The 21,083-nt window shown below is 62.5% G+C and carries 17 protein-coding genes; 13 read left to right on the top strand and 4 right to left on the bottom strand.

Going from position 1 to position 21,083, the window contains the following annotated elements; genetic code table 11:
* Positions 1-16: 16 nt before the first annotated feature.
* Positions 17-784: an SDR family oxidoreductase gene (locus tag AACV02_RS12580; RefSeq protein ID WP_056860254.1), complete on the top strand. Its 768-nt coding sequence runs from the start codon at positions 17-19 to the stop codon at positions 782-784.
* On the opposite strand, the gene AACV02_RS12575 is transcribed toward AACV02_RS12580, so the two are convergent.
* Positions 785-1,228: a carboxymuconolactone decarboxylase family protein gene (locus AACV02_RS12575; RefSeq protein WP_106580479.1), complete on the bottom strand. Its 444-nt coding sequence runs from the start codon at positions 1,226-1,228 to the stop codon at positions 785-787.
* 153 nt (positions 1,229-1,381) lie between these two features.
* Here AACV02_RS12575 and pdxR point away from each other — a divergent pair, with 153 nt between their 5' ends.
* Both pdxR and AACV02_RS12565 read left to right on the top strand, forming a co-directional pair.
* The gene (pdxR, locus tag AACV02_RS12570) at positions 1,382-2,815 is read left to right on the top strand and encodes a MocR-like pyridoxine biosynthesis transcription factor PdxR (protein ID WP_119739949.1); all 1,434 of its coding nucleotides are present in this window, start codon (positions 1,382-1,384) and stop codon (positions 2,813-2,815) included.
* A gap of 84 nt (positions 2,816-2,899) precedes the next feature.
* On the top strand, positions 2,900-3,301 hold the full coding sequence (locus tag AACV02_RS12565) for a cupin domain-containing protein (RefSeq protein ID WP_106580481.1): 402 nt from the start codon (positions 2,900-2,902) through the stop codon (positions 3,299-3,301).
* 136 nt (positions 3,302-3,437) lie between these two features.
* On the opposite strand, the gene AACV02_RS12560 is transcribed toward AACV02_RS12565, so the two are convergent.
* Complete coding sequence (locus AACV02_RS12560) at positions 3,438-4,067, bottom strand: DNA-3-methyladenine glycosylase I (protein WP_119739945.1); 630 nt, start codon at positions 4,065-4,067, stop codon at positions 3,438-3,440.
* A gap of 217 nt (positions 4,068-4,284) precedes the next feature.
* Here AACV02_RS12560 and AACV02_RS12555 point away from each other — a divergent pair, with 217 nt between their 5' ends.
* The 3 genes from AACV02_RS12555 (at position 4,285) to AACV02_RS12545 (ending at position 7,187) form a co-directional block, all read left to right on the top strand.
* Positions 4,285-5,610: a C4-dicarboxylate transporter DctA gene (locus tag AACV02_RS12555; RefSeq protein WP_177413699.1), complete on the top strand. Its 1,326-nt coding sequence runs from the start codon at positions 4,285-4,287 to the stop codon at positions 5,608-5,610.
* A gap of 171 nt (positions 5,611-5,781) precedes the next feature.
* Positions 5,782-6,483 (top strand): FadR/GntR family transcriptional regulator, encoded by a 702-nt coding sequence (locus AACV02_RS12550; protein WP_119739941.1) that lies wholly within the window; start codon positions 5,782-5,784, stop codon positions 6,481-6,483.
* A 17-nt stretch (positions 6,484-6,500) separates the two neighbouring features.
* Positions 6,501-7,187, top strand: a complete 687-nt coding sequence (locus tag AACV02_RS12545; protein WP_119739939.1) for a GntR family transcriptional regulator — start codon at positions 6,501-6,503, stop codon at positions 7,185-7,187.
* 30 nt (positions 7,188-7,217) lie between these two features.
* On the opposite strand, the gene AACV02_RS12540 is transcribed toward AACV02_RS12545, so the two are convergent.
* Positions 7,218-7,796 (bottom strand): LOG family protein, encoded by a 579-nt coding sequence (locus AACV02_RS12540; RefSeq protein ID WP_119739937.1) that lies wholly within the window; start codon positions 7,794-7,796, stop codon positions 7,218-7,220.
* Between the two features lie 298 nt (positions 7,797-8,094).
* Complete coding sequence (locus tag AACV02_RS12535; RefSeq protein WP_119739935.1) at positions 8,095-12,963, bottom strand: NAD-glutamate dehydrogenase; 4,869 nt, start codon at positions 12,961-12,963, stop codon at positions 8,095-8,097.
* Positions 12,964-13,443: 480 nt separating this feature from the next.
* Here AACV02_RS12535 and AACV02_RS12530 point away from each other — a divergent pair, with 480 nt between their 5' ends.
* The 7 genes from AACV02_RS12530 (at position 13,444) to AACV02_RS12500 (ending at position 20,898) form a co-directional block, all read left to right on the top strand.
* Complete coding sequence (locus AACV02_RS12530; protein ID WP_106580488.1) at positions 13,444-13,797, top strand: hypothetical protein; 354 nt, start codon at positions 13,444-13,446, stop codon at positions 13,795-13,797.
* Positions 13,798-14,055: 258 nt separating this feature from the next.
* Positions 14,056-15,015, top strand: coding sequence for an AAA family ATPase (locus AACV02_RS12525; RefSeq protein ID WP_003174327.1), 960 nt, complete (start codon positions 14,056-14,058; stop codon positions 15,013-15,015).
* A 5-nt stretch (positions 15,016-15,020) separates the two neighbouring features.
* Positions 15,021-15,953: a DUF58 domain-containing protein gene (locus AACV02_RS12520; protein ID WP_106580489.1), complete on the top strand. Its 933-nt coding sequence runs from the start codon at positions 15,021-15,023 to the stop codon at positions 15,951-15,953.
* On the top strand, positions 15,950-16,444 hold the full coding sequence (locus tag AACV02_RS12515; protein WP_119739933.1) for a DUF4381 domain-containing protein: 495 nt from the start codon (positions 15,950-15,952) through the stop codon (positions 16,442-16,444). The genes AACV02_RS12520 and AACV02_RS12515 overlap by 4 nt, the downstream gene beginning before the upstream one ends.
* Entirely contained in the window at positions 16,437-17,525 is a 1,089-nt protein-coding gene (locus AACV02_RS12510; RefSeq protein WP_106580491.1) for a vWA domain-containing protein, read from the top strand. Before AACV02_RS12515 ends, AACV02_RS12510 begins: the two co-directional genes overlap by 8 nt.
* On the top strand, positions 17,522-19,261 hold the full coding sequence (locus tag AACV02_RS12505) for a tetratricopeptide repeat protein (RefSeq protein ID WP_119739931.1): 1,740 nt from the start codon (positions 17,522-17,524) through the stop codon (positions 19,259-19,261). Before AACV02_RS12510 ends, AACV02_RS12505 begins: the two co-directional genes overlap by 4 nt.
* Positions 19,258-20,898 carry a BatD family protein gene (locus AACV02_RS12500; protein ID WP_119739929.1) on the top strand — a complete coding sequence of 547 codons (1,641 nt, stop codon included), beginning with the start codon at positions 19,258-19,260 and terminating at the stop codon, positions 20,896-20,898. Before AACV02_RS12505 ends, AACV02_RS12500 begins: the two co-directional genes overlap by 4 nt.
* The last annotated feature ends 185 nt before the right edge of the window (positions 20,899-21,083 follow it).

Here is a 21,083-nt window from a genome sequence, read left to right as displayed (position 1 = left end):
GAACAAGGAACCCTTCATGTCCAAGACCCACCTGTTCGACCTCGACGGCAAGATTGCTTTTGTGTCCGGCGCCAGCCGCGGTATCGGTGAAGCCATCGCCAAGCTGCTGGCCCAGCAAGGCGCCCATGTGATCGTCTCCAGCCGCAAACTGGAAGGCTGCCAGCACGTGGCGGATGCAATCATCGCCGCCGGCGGCAAGGCCACGGCCGTGGCCTGCCACATCGGTGAAATGGAGCAGATCACCCAAGTGTTTGCCGGTATCCGTGAACAGTTCGGCCGCCTGGATATCCTCGTCAACAACGCCGCCACCAACCCGCAGTTCTGCAACGTGCTGGACACCGACCTCGGCGCCTTCCAGAAGACTGTGGACGTGAACATTCGCGGCTACTTCTTCATGTCGGTGGAAGCCGGCAAGCTGATGCGCGACAACGGGGGCGGCAGCATCATCAACGTGGCGTCGATCAACGGCATTTCCCCTGGCGTGTTCCAGGGCATCTACTCGGTGACCAAGGCCGCCGTGATCAACATGACCAAGGTATTCGCCAAGGAATGCGCAGCGTTCGGCATTCGTTGCAACGCCCTGCTGCCGGGCCTGACCGACACCAAGTTCGCCTCGGCGCTGGTGAAGAACGATTCGATCCTGAAAATGGCGCTGGCGCAGATCCCGCTCAAGCGCGTGGCCGACCCGAGCGAAATGGCCGGCGCGGTGCTGTTTCTGGCCAGCGACGCTTCCAGCTACACCACCGGCGTGTCGCTGAATGTGGACGGCGGCTTCCTGTCCTGATCATGCATTCGGCGGTTGCTGGCGAAAGCTCACCGCCAGGCGGTTCCAGCCACTGATGCTGGACACCGCCATGGTCAGGTCCACCAATTCCTGTTCGCTGAACTCCACGCGCACTGCCGTGTAGAGTTCATCCGAGACACTTGACGTCGGCAGTGTCGCCACCGACTCGCTCCAGGCCAACGCGGCCTTCTCCCGCGCGCTGAAAAACGGCGAATCACGCCATACGCACAGTGCAAACAGGCGTCGCTCGCTCTCGCCACGCTGGCGCGCTGCCATCGAATGCATGTCGGTGCAAAACCCGCAGTGGTTAAGCTGCGAGACGCGGACCTTGATCAACTCCAGCAGCGGCTTTTCGATGGACAGCTCAAAGGTCGCCGCCTCCAGCATCAACATGCCTTTAAGCGCTTGCGGTGAGGCGGTGTAGTAATCCAGACGGCGTTCCATGGGCGGCTCTCGGGCGGGCAAGTCATTGTGCGCTAGCCTAGAGCCCGCGCCCCATAAGCCCTATAGCCAATCGAGCGGTTTATGCGCAGACCATTTTGAGCGCGCTGCGCGAGCGAGTAGTCTTGGCCCAGAGTGACTGCCTTGGGATGAAACATGGAACTGCACGTGGTGATCAACGGCCGCAAAGACCTGGCCGAACAGCTGTACCGGCAGTTGCGTGAAGCCATTGCGTCCGGACGCCTGGCTGTCGGCGCGCAACTGCCGCCCAGCCGCCTGTTGGCCGAACAAATCGGCGTGTCGCGCAAGACCGTGTCTGACACCTATGCCACCCTGACGTACGAAGGCCTGCTGGTGGGCAAGACCGGCCGCGGCACTTTCGTCAATGCCCATCCAGTGCAGACTGAGCGCGTGCAAACCGCCGCCGACCTGGCCTGTGCCGCCAACCTGGGCAAATGGGCGGCGCTGCCCTCGCCCATGCGCCATCCCACGCGCGACAGCACACTGCGCTATGAATTTATCGGAGGCGCCACCACCCGCAATCAGTTCCCCCAGGATGAATGGCGGCGCTGTACCCAGGATGCGTTGCGGCGTATCGCCCGGGACAGCGGCTTTTACAGTCAACCCGAAGGTTTGCCCGCGCTGCGCGAGGCCATCGCCGGGCACGTCGCATTTTCACGCGGGGTGAAATGCCGCGCCGACGACATCGTGGTGACCAATGGCGCGCAGCAGGCACTGGACCTGATCGCCCGCGTGGTGCTCGAACCGGGCACCACGGTCGCCATGGAAGACCCCGGCTACAGCCCGGCGCGCCAGCTGTTCATGGCCATGGGCGCCCACGTTGCCGGCGTGCCGGTCGACGCGCAAGGCATTCAGGTCGACCTGATCCCGGACGGCACACGGCTGATCTACGTGACCCCGTCCCACCAGTTTCCCCTGGGCATGCCCATGAGCCTGGCGCGCCGCGAAGCTTTGCTGGCGCGCGCGTTCGAGCTGGGCGCGATCATCATTGAAGACGACTACGACAGCGAATTTCGCTACGAAGGCCGCCCCACCGATTCCCTGCAAAGCATGGACAGCCGTGGCGTGGTCACGTACGTCGGGACCTTCTCGAAAACCCTGCTGCCGGAGTTACGCCTGGGCTACGCGGTGCTGCCGCCGGCCATTTACGGCGCGGTGCTCAAGGCCAAGCAACTGACCGATCAGCACAGTTCCACCCTGCCGCAATGGGCACTGGCCAAGTTCATCAGCGAAGGCTACTTGCTCAAGCACATTCGCCGCTGCCACACGGTGTACGCCGGGCGCCGCGAACGCATCCTGCAGCGCCTGGCAGGTGACTTGGCGCCCTGGTTTGAAGCGGTACCCAGCGTGGCGGGATTTCACATGGCGGCGCTGTGCAAGGTGCCGGTGAATATCCCGTTGCTGATGGAACTGGCGCGGCGCGTGGAAGTGGGCGTGTACCCGGTGGATGTGTTCTTCCATGACGCCCCCGTGCGCCAAGGTTTGATCATCGGCTTCGGCGCCATCGAGCTGCTCGACATCGACCCGGCGCTGGACCGGCTGCGCGATATTCTGCAGCAGATTGGCTAGCGGGTTTTCCCGCGCATTGGTCATTGGTCCGGTGCGCTCGGCGGCGTAGGGTGAAGAGGTCTCGAACTTCTCGGAAACCTCATCATGAAACGACTGCTCGCTGCCACCCTGATGCTCGCCTCGCTCAGCGCCCTCGCCCACGAGCCGGTTTACAACCAGGAATCCATCAAGGTGCTGCAGGAACACGCCTTGACCAATGTGCCCGGCAAGAAAACCATCATGCTCACCGTCGATTACGCCCCCGGCCAGGCCACCGTGCCGCACAGCCACACCGGCACTGCCGTGGCGTATGTGCTGGAGGGTGAGATCACCTCGCGGGTCAACGATGAAAAGGCGATTACCTACAAGGTCGGTGAGTCGTTCTATGAAGCGGCCGGCTCGCGGCACTTTGAATCAAGCAACGCCAGCCAGACCCAGCCGGCCAAGCTGCTGGTGGTGATGGTGCTGGATGACAAGGCTGAGGTGCTGACGCCGCTGCCACAGTAATCAGCTACGCCACAAAACCCTTGTGGGAGCGGGCTTGCTCGCGAAGAAGGCGGTTCAGCCCCCACAGCTGGAGACTGACACAGCGCCTTCGCGGGCAAGCCCGCTCCCACACTTTGGATTGGCTTGGGCCAGAGGCTCAGGGACGTTTGAACTGGCGGCGCAGGTGCTCGATCCGCGGTCGGCAGGCACAGCCTTCCAAGTGATCATTGACCATGCCCATCGCCTGCATCAACGCATACATCGTGGTCGGGCCGACAAAAGTCCAGCCGCGTTTTTTCAAGGCTTTGGATAAGCGCACCGAAGCCGGTGACGTTGGGTTGCCGGTCCAGTAAGCCATGTCCACCACGGCCGGGCGCTCCGCCTCGGCTGGCTCGAACGCCCATATCCAATGGGCCAGCGAGCCGGTTTCCTCCACCAGTTCGCACGCCCTGCGCGCGTTGTTGATGGTGGAGACGATCTTGGCCCGATTGCGCACGATGCCGGGGTCATTCATCAGGCGGGCGATATCCGCCTCGCCATACTGCGCGACGCGGCGAAAATCAAAGCCCTCGAAGGCAGCCCGAAACTGCTCGCGCTTGCGCAGGATGGTGATCCACGCCATGCCGGCCTGAAAGCCTTCCAGGCAAATCTTCTCGTACAGTTGACTATCATCCGCCACCGGCACGCCCCACTCGTGGTCGTGATAGCGCGGGTACTCCGGCGCCGCCGTGCGCCAGGTGCAGTGGGTCTGCCCTGTGGCGTCCGTGGTCAGTCCTGATGCATCCATCAATCACCTCGCGATTCAAGCCGCGGATGATAAGCGAATTTTTTTCCAGGCCGCCAACCGCTCAAGCGCCACGCTTGCCGACCAACTGGTCAGACCGGGCCCTGTCAACCGCCGATTATTTACTTGTGATTTCAAAAAAACCCGGCGTAGACTGGCCGCGCACTGGACTTACCGGTAAGACCACAACAATTAAGCCCTGGAACCACCAGGGCACCGAATAGAGATCCCTCCCATGCTCAGATGGTGCTCGCGTTCGATTTTCCTGCAAGTCGTGATAGGCCTGATGCTGGGCATTATCTGCGGCCTGGCCCTTCCCGAATTCTCCTCGCAACTCAAACCCCTGGGTGACGGCTTTATCAAGCTGATCAAAATGCTGATTGGCCTGATCGTATTCTGCGTGGTGGTCAGCGGTATTTCCGGCGCCGGCGACTTGAAGAAAGTCGGGCGCATCGGCCTCAAGTCAGTGATCTACTTTGAAGTGCTGACCACCGTCGCACTGGTGATCGGCCTGATCATGGCGTTCAGCACCGGTATCGGCCAAGGCGCGAATATCCATCTGGAACAGCTTTCGTCCGCCGGGCTGAATGAACTGGCCGACAAAGGCCAACACATCCGCGGCACCAGCCAGTTCCTGATGGACCTGATCCCCAACTCGGTGATCGGCGCCTTCGCCGACAACAACGTGCTGCAAGTGTTGCTGTTCTCGGTGCTGTTCGGCAGCGCGCTGAACCTGGTGGGCGAAGCCGCCTCGGGCATTTCGCGGTTGATCAACGAGCTGAGCCACGTGATATTCCGCATCATGGGCATGATCGTGCGCCTGGCGCCGATCGGCGTGTTCGGCGCCATTGCGTTCACCACCAGCACCTATGGCCTGGATTCGCTGCAACACCTGGGCAGCCTGGTGGGTTTGTTCTACCTGACCTGCTTTGTCTTTGTCGCGGTGGTGCTTGGCCTGGTGATGCGCGTGTCCGGCCTGCGCATGCTGCCGTTGCTCAAGTACCTGCGCGAAGAACTGCTGATCGTGATGGGCACCGCCTCCTCCGATGCGGTACTGCCACAGATCATGCGCAAACTCGAGCACCTGGGCATTGGCAGCTCGACCGTAGGCCTGGTGATGCCGACGGGCTACTCGTTCAACCTCGACGGCTTTTCGATTTACCTGACCCTGGCCATCGTGTTTATCGCCAATGCCACCGGCACGCCGCTGTCGATGACCGACTTGCTGACCATCCTGCTGGTGTCGTTGATTACCTCCAAGGGCGCCCATGGGATTCCCGGCTCGGCACTGGTAATTCTGGCGGCGACCCTCACCGCTATCCCGGCGATTCCCGTCGTAGGGCTGGTGCTGGTGTTGGCGGTCGACTGGTTCATGGGCATTGGGCGCGCATTGACTAACCTGATCGGCAACTGCGTCGCCACGGTGGCCATTGCTCGCTGGGAAAAAGACATCGATATCCAACGCGCCAACAAGGTGCTCAACGGCCAGCAAGGCTATGCCTTCCAGGCCAAGAAGCCGGTGCTGCCGGCGCATCAGGAGTTCTGACCCATTCTATGAGCGACACAGGTCAACTGAGGGAGCGGGCTGGCTCGCGAAGGTGCAGGTTCAGCTTGCACATGGGGTGACTGACATCGCGCATTCGCGAGCCAGCCCGCTCCCACCTTTTGACCGTCGCCAGTTTGGCCATTGTATTCGCACCATCAAGGAGACGTAGACGTGATCAGCACCTCAACCGTCGTCAATTCAGTCGTAGAAAAACTGCGCGCCGCACTCAAGCGTGGCCAGTGGCGGCGTGGCGAAATGCTGCCCGGCCAGCGTGAACTGGCCGAGCAGATGGGCATCAGCCGCCCGAGCCTGCGCGAAGCAGTAATCGTGCTGGAAACCCTCGGCCTGGTGCGCTCGATGCCCGGCAAGGGCGTGGTGGTATTGGAAACCAGCGTCAGCGAGCCGCACGCCAGCGACGCCGTGGCCGTCGCCAGCCTCGAAGATATCCTGCAACTGCGCTACACCCTCGAGCCCTTCATCGTCGGCCTGGTGGCCCAGTCCATCAGCAGCAAAGAAGTCGGGCAACTGCGGCTCACCTTGATGGACATGCGTGAAGCCTTGGATGCCGGCGATGCCGAAGCGGGCATGAATGCCTACATCGGCTTTCACGAAGAACTGTTCGCCCTCACCTCCAACCCGATCTTTCAAAACGTGGTGCAACAGACCAGCAACGCCCTCAAGCAAAGTGCCCAGGTGCTGCGCAACTCGCCCGAACATTTGGCCGAACGCCTGCAGGAAAACGAAGCCGTGGTGCGCGCCATCCGCAACAAAAACAGCGCCCTGGCAAGTGCGGAGATGCGTCGGCACATCCTCCAGGAAGGCCTGCGCATGGGCATCCGCTTGAACATCCCGGACGACCATCTGGGCAGCTGAATTTTTGGAGACCGGCCATGACCGCCCACGCGCTGCAACGCGATCCCATTCTCCCGGCCCTGCGCCTTGTGGCCGGTAAAAAGCCCTCGGTGGACGACATCTACCCGCGCTTGTTTGATGCCATCCTCGAACAGCGCATCGCCCCCGCCAGCCGGTTTACCGAAGAAGGCCTGGGCGAAACCTTTGGTGTGAGCCGCAGCGTGATTCGACGCGTACTGGCCAAACTGTCCCATCAGCAAGTGATTATCCTGCGTCCCAACCAGCGCGCCCAAGTGGCCGCGCCGGACGCCCAGCAGACGCGGCAGATTCTGGAAGCGCGGCGAATGACGGAAGTGACCGTGGTGCAGCTGGCCTGCGCCCAGGCCACGCCCGCGCACATTCGGCAGCTACGTGAGTTGATCGCCCGTGAACGTGATTGCATCGACCGCGACCAGCGCGCAACGGCGATTCGACTGTCCGGGGAGTTCCACCTGCAATTGGCCGCGATGGCACACAACGCGCCCCTGGCGCAGTTCCTCAATAGCCTGGTGCCGTTGACCTCATTGATCATTGCCCAATACGAGGCACACGCCTGCACGTACTGCGCGTGGCAGGAGCATGTGGCGATTGTGGATGCGCTGGAACAACGCGATGTGAACCGCGCAATCGGCCTGATGACCCAGCACCTGGATCATCTGGAGGCGAAATTGCTCACACTCAACTGACGCTCGCCACCGCGTCGGTTGCCTGCGGCATCAGGTGTCTTCTCGCGTGATCCACTTGGGCACCTTGGGCGCCTGGTAACTCAACACGGCGGCCAGCAAACGCTCCACGTTCGGTTCCACGATCAGCATGTTGCGGTGCACGGGTTTTAGAAACGCCTCACTGACAACCGAGTCGAGAAACGTGGCCAGGCCGTCGTAAAAGCCGTTGATGTTCAGCAGAGCGCAAGGTTTTGCGTGCTGGCCAAGTTGCGCCCAGGTCCAGACCTCAAACAGCTCTTCAAACGTACCGATGCCGCCGGGCAACGCGATAAAGCCGTCGGAAAGCTCGGCCATCAGCGCTTTGCGCTCGTGCATGGAGCTGACGATCCGCAAGTCTCTGAGGCCGGTGTGCGCCAGTTCCTTCTCGGCCAGAAACGCTGGCATGACCCCGATCACTTCACCGCCATTGGCCAGCGCGGCGTCAGCCACCGCCCCCATCAAGCCGACCGAGGCGCCACCGTAGACCACGCCGATACCCGCCTTGGCCAGTGCCTCACCCAATTGAGCCGCCATTTGCGCATACACCGGCAATCGGCCCGGGCTTGAACCCGAGAAAATACAAAGTCGCATACACCCTCACTTGATCTGATTGTGTTGAGCACAGCGCTCATTTAACCACGCCACATCCCACGAGCAGAATCAGCGTTACCGGCCACCTTAAGCATTACCCTGTAGATCGATCGCACAAAGATCCATTGTAGGAGCTGGCTTGCCTGCGATAGCGGTGGGTCAGTTTGCACATCTTTCACTGAAAGACCGCCATCGCAGGCAAGCCGCCCCCACGTGTGGCCAAGGGTGTTTGGTCAATCGTGGCGAAACAAAAAGCCCCCGTCTCTCACGAGACGGGGGCTTTTGTTTTACCGCAGGATCAAGCCGGTTGCAGCACCGACTGACCGCTCAACGCCAGGTCCAGCAGTTCACGGTTGGCGACGGCATACATGGCGTAGTCCGTGCCAACCGCAGCACGAATTTCCACCATCATGGCGCGCCAGCGATCAGCCATGTCCTGATGCTGCTCAAGCCACAGGGCCACACGGGCTTCCATGTCGTGTGGCGCGTCGGCCATTTGCAGAACAGCGATGGTGATCGCGCGTTGCTGCCAGTCCACGTCATCGCGGAAGGCTTCGCGGGCCGCGGCCTGCCAGTTGTTGGCCACCGGCAGATCGCTGATCTGCTGCAAGTACCATGGCAAGTCCAGGGCGCTGCCGACGGCGAAGTAGGCCTTGGCCACTTCGGCGGCGTCATGCCCGGTCACGTCGGCGGCTTCGATGATTGGCAGCAGGGTGTACAGGTGAGTCGTGCCTGCAACCATGCGCGCCAACAACTCTGGCACACCCGCTTCGGTGTAGGCCTGGTAGCGGTTCTGCCAGCCTTCACGGGTCGGGCCTTCCAGCAGTTCGTCGAGCTTGAGGCCCAACGCGGCCAGGTGCGGACCAAAGTGCGCGGTGTCACGGCCAGCATCCTGCTCGTTGCGACGGCTGCGCAGGAACCAGCGCGTGGCACGGCGGCCCAGACGCATCAGCTCGTCCATCAACTCCAGTTGCACGTCAGCGGAAACCTGGTGGTCCAGGGCTTCGATCTGACGGAACCAGTGCGGGAGGTGGAAGATGTCACGCACGATCACGTAGGCACCGGCCACGTTCGCCGGGCTCATGCCGGTCGACTCTTTGAGCCGCTGCACGAAGGTGATGCCCATGTGGTTGACCAGATCGTTGGCGATCTGGGTGCTGACGATCTCGCGCTTGAGGCGGTGGCGACGCATGGCTTCGCCGAACTTGGCGACCAGGCTCGGCGGGAACGCGGTCTCCATGTCACGGGTCAGGTAATCGTCATCCGGCACCAGCGACTTGAGCAGGGCTTCCTTGAGGTCGATCTTGCTGTAGGAGATCAACACCGACAGCTCCGGACGGGTCAAGCCCTTGCCGTTGGAGGCGCGCTCGGTGAGCTGCTCCTCGGTCGGCAGGTACTCGATGGCGCGGTCCAGCTTGCCACGGCCTTCCAGGTCGCTCATCAGACGCTTGTACTCGGCAGCACGCTCGTAGGCACGGCGCGCAGCCAGGGACAGGGCCTGGGTCTGCTTGTAGTTGTTGCCCAACACCAGGTTGCCGACTTCGTCGGTCATGCTCGCCAGCAGCTGGTTGCGCTGCTTGTCGGTCATGTCACCGGCCTGCACCACTTCGTTGAGCAGGATCTTGATGTTCACTTCGTGGTCGGAGCAGTCCACGCCACCGGCGTTGTCGATGAAGTCGGTGTTGGAACCGCCGCCATTGAGGCCGAATTCCACACGGCCCAGTTGGGTCATGCCGAGGTTACCGCCCTCGCCCACTACTTTGCAGCGCAGCTCGTTGCCGTTGACACGCAAAGCGTCGTTGGCCTTGTCGCCCACGTCGGCATGGCTTTCGGTGCTGGCCTTGACGTAAGTGCCGATGCCGCCGTTCCACAACAGGTCTACCGGCGCCTTGAGCAAGGCGTTCAGCAGCTCGGTCGGGGTCAGCTTGTCGGCCTGGATGTCGAAGCGTTCTTTCATCTGTGGCGAGATGGCAATGCTTTTCGCGCTGCGCGAGAAGATACCGCCGCCTTCGGACATGATGCTGGTGTCGTAGTCGGTCCAGGCCGAACGCGGCAGCTCGAACAAACGCTTGCGCTCGACGAAGCTGGTCGCCGGGTTCGGGTTTGGATCGATGAAGATGTGCAGGTGGTTGAAGGCCGCGACCAGTTGCAGCTTGTCGGACATGAGCAAGCCGTTACCGAACACGTCACCGGCCATGTCGCCGACGCCGACCACCGTGATGCTGTCTTCCTGCACGTTGATGCCGCGCTCACGGAAGTGACGCTGCACACCCACCCACGCGCCCTTGGCGGTGATGCCCATTTTCTTGTGGTCGTAACCGGCCGAACCACCGGAAGCAAACGCGTCGCCCAGCCAGAAGCCGTAGTCGATGGCGATGCCGTTGGCGATGTCGGAGAAGGTCGCAGTGCCCTTGTCCGCTGCCACGACCAGGTACGGGTCATCGTCGTCATGACGCACGACGTTGGCCGGCGGCACCAGGGCGCCGTCTTTCAGGTTGTCGGTGATGTCCAACAGGCCCGAGATGAAGATGCGGTAGCAGGCGATGCCCTCGGCCGCGATTTCGTCGCGGGTGCCGCCCAATGGCAGGCGACGCGGCAGGAAGCCGCCCTTCGCGCCGACGGGCACGATCACCGAGTTTTTCACTTGCTGGGCTTTTACCAGGCCGAGCACTTCGGTACGGAAGTCTTCTTCACGGTCGGACCAGCGCAGGCCGCCACGTGCCACGTTGCCAAAGCGCAGGTGCACGCCTTCAACACGCGGCGAGTACACGAAGATTTCGAACTTGGGCACCGGTTTGGGCAGCTCAGGAATCGCGCGTGGGTCGAACTTGAAGCTGAAGTACGACTTGTTCTGGCCGTTGGCGTCGGTCTGGTAGAAGTTGGTCCGCAGGGTGGCCTTGATCAGGTCCAGGTAGCGACGCAGGATGCGGTCTTCGTTGAGCACCTGAACGTCGTCCAGGGCAGTCAGAATCGCTTGTTCCAGGCGTTGCTGCTTGTCTTCCAGGTCATCGGCGGTGAGCTTGCGCGCCAGGTAGAAGCGCGTCTTGAACAACCGGGTCAACTCGCGGGCGATGTCGGTGTGGTTATTCAGGGTGCTGGCGATGTAACCGAGGTCGAAGCCCAGGCGGATCTGCTTGAGGTAACGCGCGTAGGCACGCAGCAGTGCCACGTCGCGCCACGGCAGGCCAGCAGTCAGAACCAATCGGTTGAACGCATCGTTTTCGGCATCGCCGTGCACGATGTGCACGAACGCGTCCTGCAGGGTGTCATTGAGCTGCTGAATATCCAGGTTCACGCCTTCGGCAGCGATAAAGGCGAAATCGTGAATCCAGAACTCGCGGCCATTGGCATGGCGCAGGCGGTACGGGAATTCACCCAGCACGCGCAGGCCAAGGTTTTCCAGGATCGGCAACACGTCGGACAGTGCCAGCGGCGTGTCAGCGTGGTAGAGCTTGCAATGCAGCTCGCGCTGGCCGGAGACCTGGCCCAGCGGCTGGTAGAAGCTCATCACCAGCGGGTTGGCTTCGGTCAGGCTGTTCAGGTGCTGCATGTCGACCACGGCCGAATGCGCGGCAAAACGCTCGCGGTAGCCGGCCGGGAAGCCTTTCGGGAAGTCCGCCAGCACGTTGGTGCCCTGGGCTTCGCCGAAGCTTTCGACCACAAGGCTGGAGTAGTCGTCCTGCCAGCTGCGGCAGGCCTGGACCACTTCTTTTTCCAGTTGCAGCGGGTCGATGTCCAGGCGGTTCTTGGGGTCAACCCGCAGAATCAGCTGTACGCGGGCCAGCACGGACTCGGAGAAGAAGGTCCAGAATTCGCAGTCCGAGGCTTTCAGGCGATCCATCAGCACTTGCTGGATCTTCTGGCGCACTTCGGTGGAATAGATGTCGCGCGGCACATAGGCCAGGCAGTAGCAGAAACGACCGTACGGGTCTTTGCGCAGGAACACGCGGATCTTGTTGCGCTCCTGGATCTGCACGATCGACATCACGGTGCTGAACAGTTCGTCGACCGGGGTCTGGAACAGGTCGTCACGCGGCAGCACTTCAACCACTTGAGCAAGCTCTTTGCCCAGGTGAGCCTTGGGTTGGAAACCCGAACGGCGTTCGATTTCCGCGACCTTGCGACGGATGTACGGAATCACTCGCACGCTTTCGCCGTACACCGAGGAGGTGTAGAGGCCCATGAAGCGGTGTTCCTTGATGACCTTGCCATCAGCGTCGATCTCGCGGATCGACACGTAGTCCGGGTACGCCGGGCGATGCACGCGGCTTGGGTGCGCGGCCTTGGCGAACGACAGCACGGTCGGTTCACGCAGGTAGGCCACGGCGTAGTCTTCGATGCGCAGGTCTTCGGCGGTGAGGCCGGCACGCAGCAGCTTGGTCAGACCGAGGAAGGAATTGGCGTCATATTCGATATGCCCGCCGTCCGCCTCGTCACGTACCACGAACTCTTCATAACCCAGGAAGGTGAAGTGGTTGCCCACCAGCCATTCGAGGAAGTTCTTGATCTCGGCTTTTTCTTCGCCGTCGATGCTGAACTGGCTGGCGTCGATACCGGCCAGCAGGTCCTGGACCTTGGCTTTCATCGGTTCGAAATCAGCCACGGCCACGCGCACTTCGCCCAGTACCTGCTCAAGCTCTTTGCTCAGCACGTTGAGTTCGGCGGCATTGGCGCAGCGGTCGATTTCCAGGTACATCAGCGATTCTTGCTGAATGCCTTCGCCCTGGGTGCCTTTAGGCAGGATTTCCAGCAGCTCGCCCTTGTTGCCACGGCGCACGCTGAGCACGGTGGTTTGCAGGGTGTGAATGCTGTAGCCACGACGGTTCAGCTCGGTACGCACCGAGTCGACCAGGAAGGGCAAGTCATGGTGCAGCACTTCGACCGCGGTGTGCGTCGATTGCCAGCCATGACGTTCGTAATCGGGGTTGTAGACCCGCACCTGCGGTTGGGTGTGATCAAAGCGCTCAAGCAGGCGCCAGGCAGACAAGGTGCAACCGGCCAGGTCGGAAAGGCGACGTTGGGTCAGTTCGTCCAGGGAAATGATGCCGAAAAATTGTTCAGCAAACAGCGCCACTTGTGGCAGTGCCTGTTCACTGATGTGCTGCGCCAGTGCCGCTTGCAGTTGATGCTGGAAGTCGGCCTTGCTGGCTGCGGTGAAGAACGCCATCTGTGGTACTCCGCTTGGGCTTGTTATTGATGGAAGCGTCGCGTGTTATCCCCTTGCGGGGAGACCGTCAGCTCTGTTCGCGGTCTACAGTAACGAATTCAGAGTGACAGGTGGGTGAAGCTGGACAAGACAATGAGGTCACATACAACTTCCATAAGATGTACATCGTGCAGGGCGACGGTACGACGGGCAGGTCAGACTCCCGGCACAGGGCACATCCGTTGCGCAGCTTAACGAGTGTAGGAAGACAGCTGCTTGCGACGCTGCGACATATTCGGTCATCGGTACGCAGGCTTGGGGTTGCGACTTGAGCAACCCGGATTTTTCCGAAGAAAAACCGCCTGTTTTCAAGCCTTCGAGTACCGAAAATGACTGGTATTGCCCGTCAGGTCATGCACTGGGTCTGACACACGATGCAGCACAAAATTCGCGGCGATGGCACAATTGGCGCGCTGCGCCCTCCCCCAGACAGGATTTCCCATGCTGCAACTGAACACTGACGCACTGATGGCCACCCCGTGCGACGAAGAAGAAGACAACATGGCCATGCTCTGCTGCCACGGCAAAAACGGCGAGATGTTCATGCTCACCCGTTACCCGGATGAAGAGGAAGTAGAACTGACCTGGGATTACGAGCCGTCGACCCTGGATGGCCTGAAAGTCACGCTGAGCAACACGACGTTGCGGGTGGAGTTGGCTGCGGGCGATGCCGATGCGCTGGGGGGCAAGGATCATCTGGAAATTCTCCACAGCACCGCCGCGTCGGATTTGGCTGAAGTTGAAGAAACCTTGCAGAACATTCTTAAGGGCACTGGTACGTTCACGCGAATCTAAGCTGCACCAACGATCAAATATGGGAGGGGGCTTGCCCCCGATAGCAGTCGATCAGTTATAGATGTATAAACTGATGCACCGCTATCGGGGGCAAGCCCCCTCCTACATTGGCGCCGTTCCCATACAAATTTCCTACAAGATTTGCCAAAAATACCCGTCACGCCGTTAGTCGCCACCCCCCTCGATGCATTAAAGTAAGCGCCCCAGGCCCGGCGTTTTTATCAACGCCCGGCCTCATCTCTCCAGGAACCGTCATCGATGGAACATCGTGAAGCGCTGCTCGCGCTGCGAACTTTTCTTTCTACGCAGATTCTCGGCCAGGAAAAACTCATTGATCGCTTGCTGATCGCCCTGCTGGCCGACGGCCACATGCTCGTCGAAGGCGCACCGGGCCTGGCTAAGACCAAGGCCATCAAAGAGTTGGCTGAAGGCATCGAAGCGCAGTTCCATCGTATCCAGTTCACCCCCGACCTGCTGCCCGCCGACATCACGGGCACCGAGATCTATCGCCCGGAAACCGGCAGTTTCGTGTTCCAGCAGGGGCCGATCTTTCACAACCTGGTGCTGGCGGACGAAATCAACCGCGCACCGGCCAAGGTGCAGTCTGCATTGCTCGAGGCCATGGCCGAGCGCCAGGTCAGCGTGGGCCGCAGCACGTACGACCTGTCGCCGCTGTTTCTGGTGATGGCCACGCAAAACCCCATCGAGCAGGAAGGCACCTACCCACTGCCCGAAGCCCAGCTCGACCGTTTCCTGATGCACGTCAAGATCGGCTTCCCGGACGCCGCCGTCGAACGGCGCATCCTGCAACAAGCCCGCGGCGAAGCCCTCAACGGTGAAACCAAACCCGAGCGCCGCGTCAGCCAGCAGGCGATCTTCGCGGCGCGCAAGGAAATCCTCGGCCTGTACATGGCCGACGCGGTGGAGGAATACCTGGTGCAACTGGTCATGGCCACCCGCACCCCGGCCAAGTTCGACCCGGAGATGGCCGAGTGGATCGCCTACGGCGCCAGCCCACGTGGGTCCATCGCCCTCGACCGTTGCGCGCGTGCCCACGCCTGGCTGGCCGGGCGCGACTTTGTGAGCCCGGAAGACATCCAGGCGGTGCTGTTCGACGTGCTGCGCCATCGCATTATCCTGTCGTTCGAAGCGGAAGCGGCCGGCATCGACCAGGACCGTGTGGTGCAACGCATTCTCGACGTCGTTGCCGTCGCTTGAACCCCATGAACGCAGGCGATGGCATCCGCGTCACACTCAGCGAATTGATTGAGATGCGCCACCGCGTGCGCGAAGTGCAGCTGTTTTCCACACCGAGCCAGCGCAGCCCGCTGATCGGCCTGCACCATTCCAAGCTGCGTGGGCGTGGCGTCGACTTCGACCAGGTGCGCGTGTACCAGGCCGGCGACGACGTGCGCACCATCGATTGGCGCGTCACGGCGCGCACCCAGGAGCCGCACACCAAACTGTTCCACGAAGAGCGCGAACGCCCGATTTTCATCATGGTTGAGCAAAGTTGCCGGCTGTTTTTCGGCTCTGGCCAAATGTTCAAGTCAGTGCTCGCCGCGCAAGCCGCCAGCCTGATTGGCTGGGCAGCGCTGGGCCATAACGACCGCGTCGGCGGGCTGGTGTTTGGCGACAACGAACACTACGAAATCAAACCCCGGCGCAGCAAACAAAGCTTGTTGCAACTGCTCAACCGCCTGGTGCGCGTCAACCAGAGCCTCAACACCGAGAGCCGCCCCGAAGCCGACGCGTTGGGCATGGCGCTGCGCCGTGGCCGCGAAGTGCTGCGCCCAGGCAGCCTGGTGATTGTGATCTGCGACGAGCGCGCGCTGACCGAAGGCGCAGAGCAACAACTCAGCCTGCTGTCTCGGCACTGCGACCTGCTGCTGTTGCCGATTTCAGACCCGCTGGACCATGCCCTGCCTGCCGCCGGGCTGTTACGTTTTGCCGAGCGAGGCGCACAACTGGAACTCGACACGCTGAACTTCGACTTGCGCCAGGCCTACAAAGCCCAGGCCGAAGCCCGCATCGCGCGTTGGGAGCTGCTGGCGCAAAAGCTGCGAATCCTGCTGATGCCATTGAGCACGCAAAGCGAAATGGTCGAGCAACTGCGCGAATACCTCAACCCGCAACGCCCGGTTAAAAAGCAATGAGCAGCCTCGACCAACTGCAACCTTTGATCGCCCCGCCGGCAATCGGATTCTGGCCGCCTGCGCCAGGGTGGTGGCTGTTGCTGCTGGTGATTCCGCTGCTTGGCTGGGGGCTGTGGTCGCTGCGCCGTTTCCTGCCCAAGCGCCGCCCGGTGGCCCGCGCCGAACAACCGCTGGACCCACTGCGCATCGCCGCCCTCGCCGAGCTGGCGTTGATGCCCAAACCCTACGACGGCGCGCCCGCCGGTGCCTGGCTGCAGCAACTCAACGGCCTGCTCAAGCGCCTGTGCCGCAACGACTACCCCTACAGCCAGAGCCACACCCTCAATGGCCGCAAATGGCTGGCGTTCCTCGACAACCGCTGCCCGGCTGCCGGCCTCACGCGCTGGATGGTCCTGGTAGAAGGCGCTTACAAACCCGAATGCAAACTCGACGACAAGGCCATCGCCGGCCTGACCCAAGCCGTCGACACCTGGATTCGCAAACATGTTTGAGTTCGCCTGGCCGTGGATCTTCGCCCTGTTGCCATTGCCCTGGTTGATGCGGCTTGTCTTGCCGGTGGCCGACAGCGGTGAGCCGGCGTTAAAAGTCAGCTACCTCGCCGACCTCGAAGGCCTGGCCCGCCGTCGCGCACGCGTCAACCTGCCCGGCTGGCGCCAGCAGGCGCCGTTTGTGGTGATGTGGTTGCTGCTGTTGACCGCCGCCGCGCGCCCGGAATGGCTCGGCGAGCCGCTGCCGATTGCCGCCAGCGGCCGCGACCTGCTGGTGGCGGTGGACGTGTCCGGTTCGATGGACTTCCCCGACATGCACTGGCAGGACGAGGACGTCAGCCGCTTGAGCCTGGTGCAACACTTGCTCGGCGACTTCCTTGAAAGCCGTGAAGGCGACCGCGTCGGCCTGATCCTGTTTGGCAGCCAGGCCTACCTGCAGGCACCGCTAACCTTTGACCGGCGCACCGTGCGCACCTGGCTCGACGAAGCGCGCATCGGTATCGCCGGCAAAAACACCGCCATCGGCGACGCGATCGGCCTGGCCCTGAAACGCCTGCGCCAGCGCCCGGCGCAAAGCCGCGTGCTGATTCTGGTCACCGACGGCGCCAATAACGCCGGCCAGATCGACCCGCTGACCGCCGCGCGCCTGGCCGCTGAAGAAGGCGTGAAGATTTACCCGATCGGCATTGGCGCCGATCCGGCGCAAACCGGTTCCCTGGGCATTCTGGGCGTCAACCCGAGCCTGGACCTCGACGAGCCCGCGTTGAAGGCCATCGCCGACGCCACCGGTGGCCGCTATTTCCGCGCCCGCGACGGCGACGAGTTGCTCAAGATCAAGCAAACCCTCGACCAGCTTGAGCCCGTTGCCCAGCAACCGACCCAGGCGCGTCCTGCCCAGGCGCTGTACAGCGCGCCATTGGCCCTTGCGCTGGTTCTGAGCATGTTGCTGGTGATCCAGGAACGCTGGCCCAACAACGCGCTGCAACGCGCCTTGCATAAACTCTCGACCAAGGGCAATTTCCTGCAACAGCACCCTGAATGGCGCCAGCGCCTCAAACGCCTGCGTTTGCGGAGGCGTCGATGATCGACCTCTGGCCGCACTGGTTCCGCCCTTGGTGGGTGTTGCTGTTGCCGTTGCTCGGCTGGCTGCTGTGGCAGCTGTGGCATCGGCAAAAGCGCGCCGGGCGCTGGCAGATAATTTTGCCGCCGGCATTTCATGCGGTACTGCTCAGTGGCGGCAATGGCCGCGAGAGCAAATCGCCGTGGGTGGTGCTGGGCATCGCCTGGCTGCTGGCCGTGTTGGCGTTGCTTGGCCCCAGTTGGCAACGGGTTGAACAATCCAGCCAGAAACCCGCCGACCCGCTGGTGGTGTTGCTGGAATTGACCCCGGAAATGCTCGCCACCGACAGCCCGCCCAATCGCCTCGAACAAGCCCGGCGCAAGCTCTATGACTTGCTGCAAGCACGCGCCGATGCACCGACCGCCATCGTCGTGTATGCCGGCAGCGCCCACACGCTGGTGCCGCTGTCGGATGACTTGGGCACCAGCCGCAACCTGCTCGAAGCCCTGCGCCCCTCGATCATGCCCGAGCCCGGCCATCGCGCCGACCTCGCCGTGGAGAAAGCCCTGGGTTTGCTCAAGCAGGGCGGCCTCGGCCAAGGGCGCCTGTTGTTGGTGGGCTCATCGCTGTCCAAGCAGGAACGCCAGGGCATTCGGCTGCAGCTGCAAGGGGCGCAGGCGCCGACGTTGTCGATCCTCGGCATCGGCAGCCGCGAAGGCACGCCGGTGACCCAGGAAAGCGGCGAATTCCTCAAGGACGACCAGGGCGCGATTCTGGTGCCGCGCCTCGACAGCCCGACCCTCAAGGCGTTTGCCAGCGAAATGGGCGGCCGCTACCGCGCCGCGCGCCTGGACGACAAGGACCTGCGCCAACTCAACTTGCTCGACGGCCCGCAGACCCTGCGCAACGACGGCCAGTTATTGCACCTCGACACCTGGGCCGATCAGGGTTACTGGCTGCTGCTGCCACTGTTGTTGCTCGCGGCCTGCGCCGGGCGCCGCGGCTGGCTGTTCTGCCTGCCGTTGCTGTTAATGGGCGCGCCGCAGCCCAGCTATGCCTTCGATTTTCAGGACCTGTGGCTGCGTCCCGACCAACAGGGCCAATACCTGCTGAAGAAAAAACGCCCGGCCGAAGCCGCCGAACACTTCGAAAACCCGCAATGGCAGGGCGTTGCCCTGTACGAGGCGGGTAATTACGCCGAGGCGATCAAGCGGTTTGCGCTGAGCAATGACGCCTATTCCCACTACAACCGCGGCAATGCCCTGGCCAGGTCCGGCGAACTGGAAGCCGCGATTGACGCCTACGAACAGGCGCTGGAAGCCCAACCCGACCTGCAACCGGCGCTGAAAAACAAAGCGCTGGTCGAAGCGCTGATCCAGGAAAAGGCCCAGCCCGAGCCCGCCAAGCCGCAAAAAAAGGAAGATGACGAAACCACCCAACCCGGCCAAACTGCGCAACCGGGCACGAGCGGGCAAAGTGCCACGGGTGGAGAACAGTCGCCCCAAGGTCAGGGCGAGGCCGGCACCGGCGATACCCAGACCGGTGGCACGCCCAAAGCTGGCGGCAACGACGTACCGGGCAGCGAACTGGGCGACGAACACACCACCACCCCGCCGCTGCGCCCCGCCGATGCCAGTATCGACGGCGAGCATCGCCAGGCCCTGGAGCAATGGCTGCGGGAAATCCCGGACAACCCCGGCGAACTGCTGCGGCGCAAATTCTGGTACGAACAGCAACAACATCAGGACAAGACTCGATGAGCCGCCGCACCACCCTTCTGCTCCTGCTCGCGTTAACGGCAGGCCACGCCCAGGCGGCGAACCTGGTCGCCAGCGTCGACCGCAGCCGCCTCAATTCCGGGGAAACGGTGGAGCTGACAGTCGAGTCCAGCGACGTCACCCAATTCGGCAAGCCGGACCTGGCGCCGCTGGATGCGCAGTTTGAAGTCAGCGGCACTCGCCAGATCAACCAACTGACCACCCTGGGCGGCGACAATCACGCCACCACGCGCTGGATCATCACCCTGCTGCCCAAGGAAAACGGCACCGTGGTGATTCCGCCGCTGCAAGTGGGCGAGCTCAAGACCCAGCCAATCAGCCTGCAAGTGGTCGAAACCGCAAGCCAGAACACCAGCGCCGAGCTGGCCCCGGTATTCATCGAAGCCAACCTCGACCAGAGCAGCGTGTACGTCCAGGCCCAGGCGCTGCTGACCGTGCGCGTGTACCACTCGGTGTCGCTGTACGACGACAGCAGCCTCACGCCGTTGCAGATTCCCGATGCGCGCATCGAGCAATTGGGCGAGTCGCGCACCTATGAAAAAGTCATCAACAGCATTCGCCATGGCGTGATCGAAACCCGCTATGCGATCTACCCGCAGCACAGCGGCGCCTTGGTGATTCCGGCGCAGACTTTCAGCGCCACGCTGGTGGAATCGCGCCCGCCGCAGGAAAACACCCTGCAGGGCACCAAGCCGGGCAAGCTGATTCACGTCAGCTCAGCCGAAATTGCGCTGACGGTCAAACCCAAGCCGGCGCTGTACCCGGCCGACGCGCCGTGGATACCGGCCCGCAGCCTCAGCCTGACGCAAGCCTGGAACCCCGAGCCCGAGCACGTGCAAGTCGGCGACTCGCTGACCCGCAGCCTCACGGTCAAGGCCGAAGGGTTGTCCAGCGCACAACTGCCGGCCCTGCCCAGCACCGACATCAATGGCCTGCGCCGCTACCCCGACCAGCCGGTGCTGGGCAACCAGAACAACGACCACGGCCTGACCGCCAGCCGCGAAGACCGCGAAGCCCTGGTGCCGACCCGCGCCGGCGCCATCGAACTGCCTGCCGTCGAGGTGGTGTGGTGGAACACCCACGAGGATCACCTCGAACGCACCAGCCTGCCTGCCCGCACGCTGCAAGTGGCGACCAACCCGAGCCTGGTGGTCGACACCCCCGCCACGCCGACCGTGATCACCGCGCCAGACGATGACCGCCTGTGGCTGTGGCAGCTCAGCACGTTGATCTTCGCCTGCACCACGCTGCTGGGCTTCGGCCTGTGGTGGCGTGCGCGTCGGCAACCGGCCGTGCAACGGGCCGCTCAGACGGGCCCGAGCCCGCGCTCACTGCTCGACGACCTCAAGCGCGCAACCCAGGCCAACGACCCGCAGGCCACGCGCCAGGCGCTGGATGCCTGGGCACGGCAACAGCCGGAGACGTTGGCCGACATGGCGGCGCGGTTTGTGCCGTTGTCCGATGCGCTGGACGGGTTGAATGGTGCGCTCTACAGCGAAAGTGGCCATTTCTGGTTGGGTGAAGACCTTTGGCGTGCGGTCAAGGCCATCCCGGTTGCCGAGCGAGAGCAAGACCCGGCGACGGATACCACCAGCTTGCCGCCGTTGTATCCCAAGTAGGCCCTGGGTGGGCGGTGTATTTACCCATACTGTCTGGACGGTGGTTGGCGCGGGGTCGCTGGGGGTATATCCGTTATTTGGGTGATGGCTGATATCGGTTCCGCTCTTACAGCGGGTCACTTTGGAAAAGCCCCAAAGTAACCAAAGGGCTCTTGCCCCACCACTCGGCACCTCGCTCGGGCTCA

The organism is Pseudomonas sp. Larv2_ips, assembly GCF_963879675.1.
GTDB lineage: Bacteria > Pseudomonadota > Gammaproteobacteria > Pseudomonadales > Pseudomonadaceae > Aquipseudomonas.
Note: the sequence above shows the minus strand (reverse complement) of the source record. Positions and strands in the feature narration are given on the sequence as shown.

What these genes read in the sequence shown, in the direction of transcription:
- AACV02_RS12580 (WP_056860254.1), top strand. Translation starts at nt 17, where the DNA reads ATGTCCAAGACCCACCTGTTCGACCTCGACGGCAAGATTGCTTTTGTG.
- AACV02_RS12575 (WP_106580479.1), bottom strand. Translation starts at nt 1,228, where the DNA reads ATGGAACGCCGTCTGGATTACTACACCGCCTCACCGCAAGCGCTTAAA.
- pdxR (WP_119739949.1), top strand. Translation starts at nt 1,382, where the DNA reads ATGGAACTGCACGTGGTGATCAACGGCCGCAAAGACCTGGCCGAACAG.
- AACV02_RS12565 (WP_106580481.1), top strand. Translation starts at nt 2,900, where the DNA reads ATGAAACGACTGCTCGCTGCCACCCTGATGCTCGCCTCGCTCAGCGCC.
- AACV02_RS12560 (WP_119739945.1), bottom strand. Translation starts at nt 4,067, where the DNA reads ATGGATGCATCAGGACTGACCACGGACGCCACAGGGCAGACCCACTGC.
- AACV02_RS12545 (WP_119739939.1), top strand. Translation starts at nt 6,501, where the DNA reads ATGACCGCCCACGCGCTGCAACGCGATCCCATTCTCCCGGCCCTGCGC.
- AACV02_RS12540 (WP_119739937.1), bottom strand. Translation starts at nt 7,796, where the DNA reads ATGCGACTTTGTATTTTCTCGGGTTCAAGCCCGGGCCGATTGCCGGTG.
- AACV02_RS12535 (WP_119739935.1), bottom strand. Translation starts at nt 12,963, where the DNA reads ATGGCGTTCTTCACCGCAGCCAGCAAGGCCGACTTCCAGCATCAACTG.
- AACV02_RS12530 (WP_106580488.1), top strand. Translation starts at nt 13,444, where the DNA reads ATGCTGCAACTGAACACTGACGCACTGATGGCCACCCCGTGCGACGAA.
- AACV02_RS12525 (WP_003174327.1), top strand. Translation starts at nt 14,056, where the DNA reads ATGGAACATCGTGAAGCGCTGCTCGCGCTGCGAACTTTTCTTTCTACG.
- AACV02_RS12520 (WP_106580489.1), top strand. Translation starts at nt 15,021, where the DNA reads ATGAACGCAGGCGATGGCATCCGCGTCACACTCAGCGAATTGATTGAG.
- AACV02_RS12515 (WP_119739933.1), top strand. Translation starts at nt 15,950, where the DNA reads ATGAGCAGCCTCGACCAACTGCAACCTTTGATCGCCCCGCCGGCAATC.
- AACV02_RS12510 (WP_106580491.1), top strand. Translation starts at nt 16,437, where the DNA reads ATGTTTGAGTTCGCCTGGCCGTGGATCTTCGCCCTGTTGCCATTGCCC.
- AACV02_RS12505 (WP_119739931.1), top strand. Translation starts at nt 17,522, where the DNA reads ATGATCGACCTCTGGCCGCACTGGTTCCGCCCTTGGTGGGTGTTGCTG.
- AACV02_RS12500 (WP_119739929.1), top strand. Translation starts at nt 19,258, where the DNA reads ATGAGCCGCCGCACCACCCTTCTGCTCCTGCTCGCGTTAACGGCAGGC.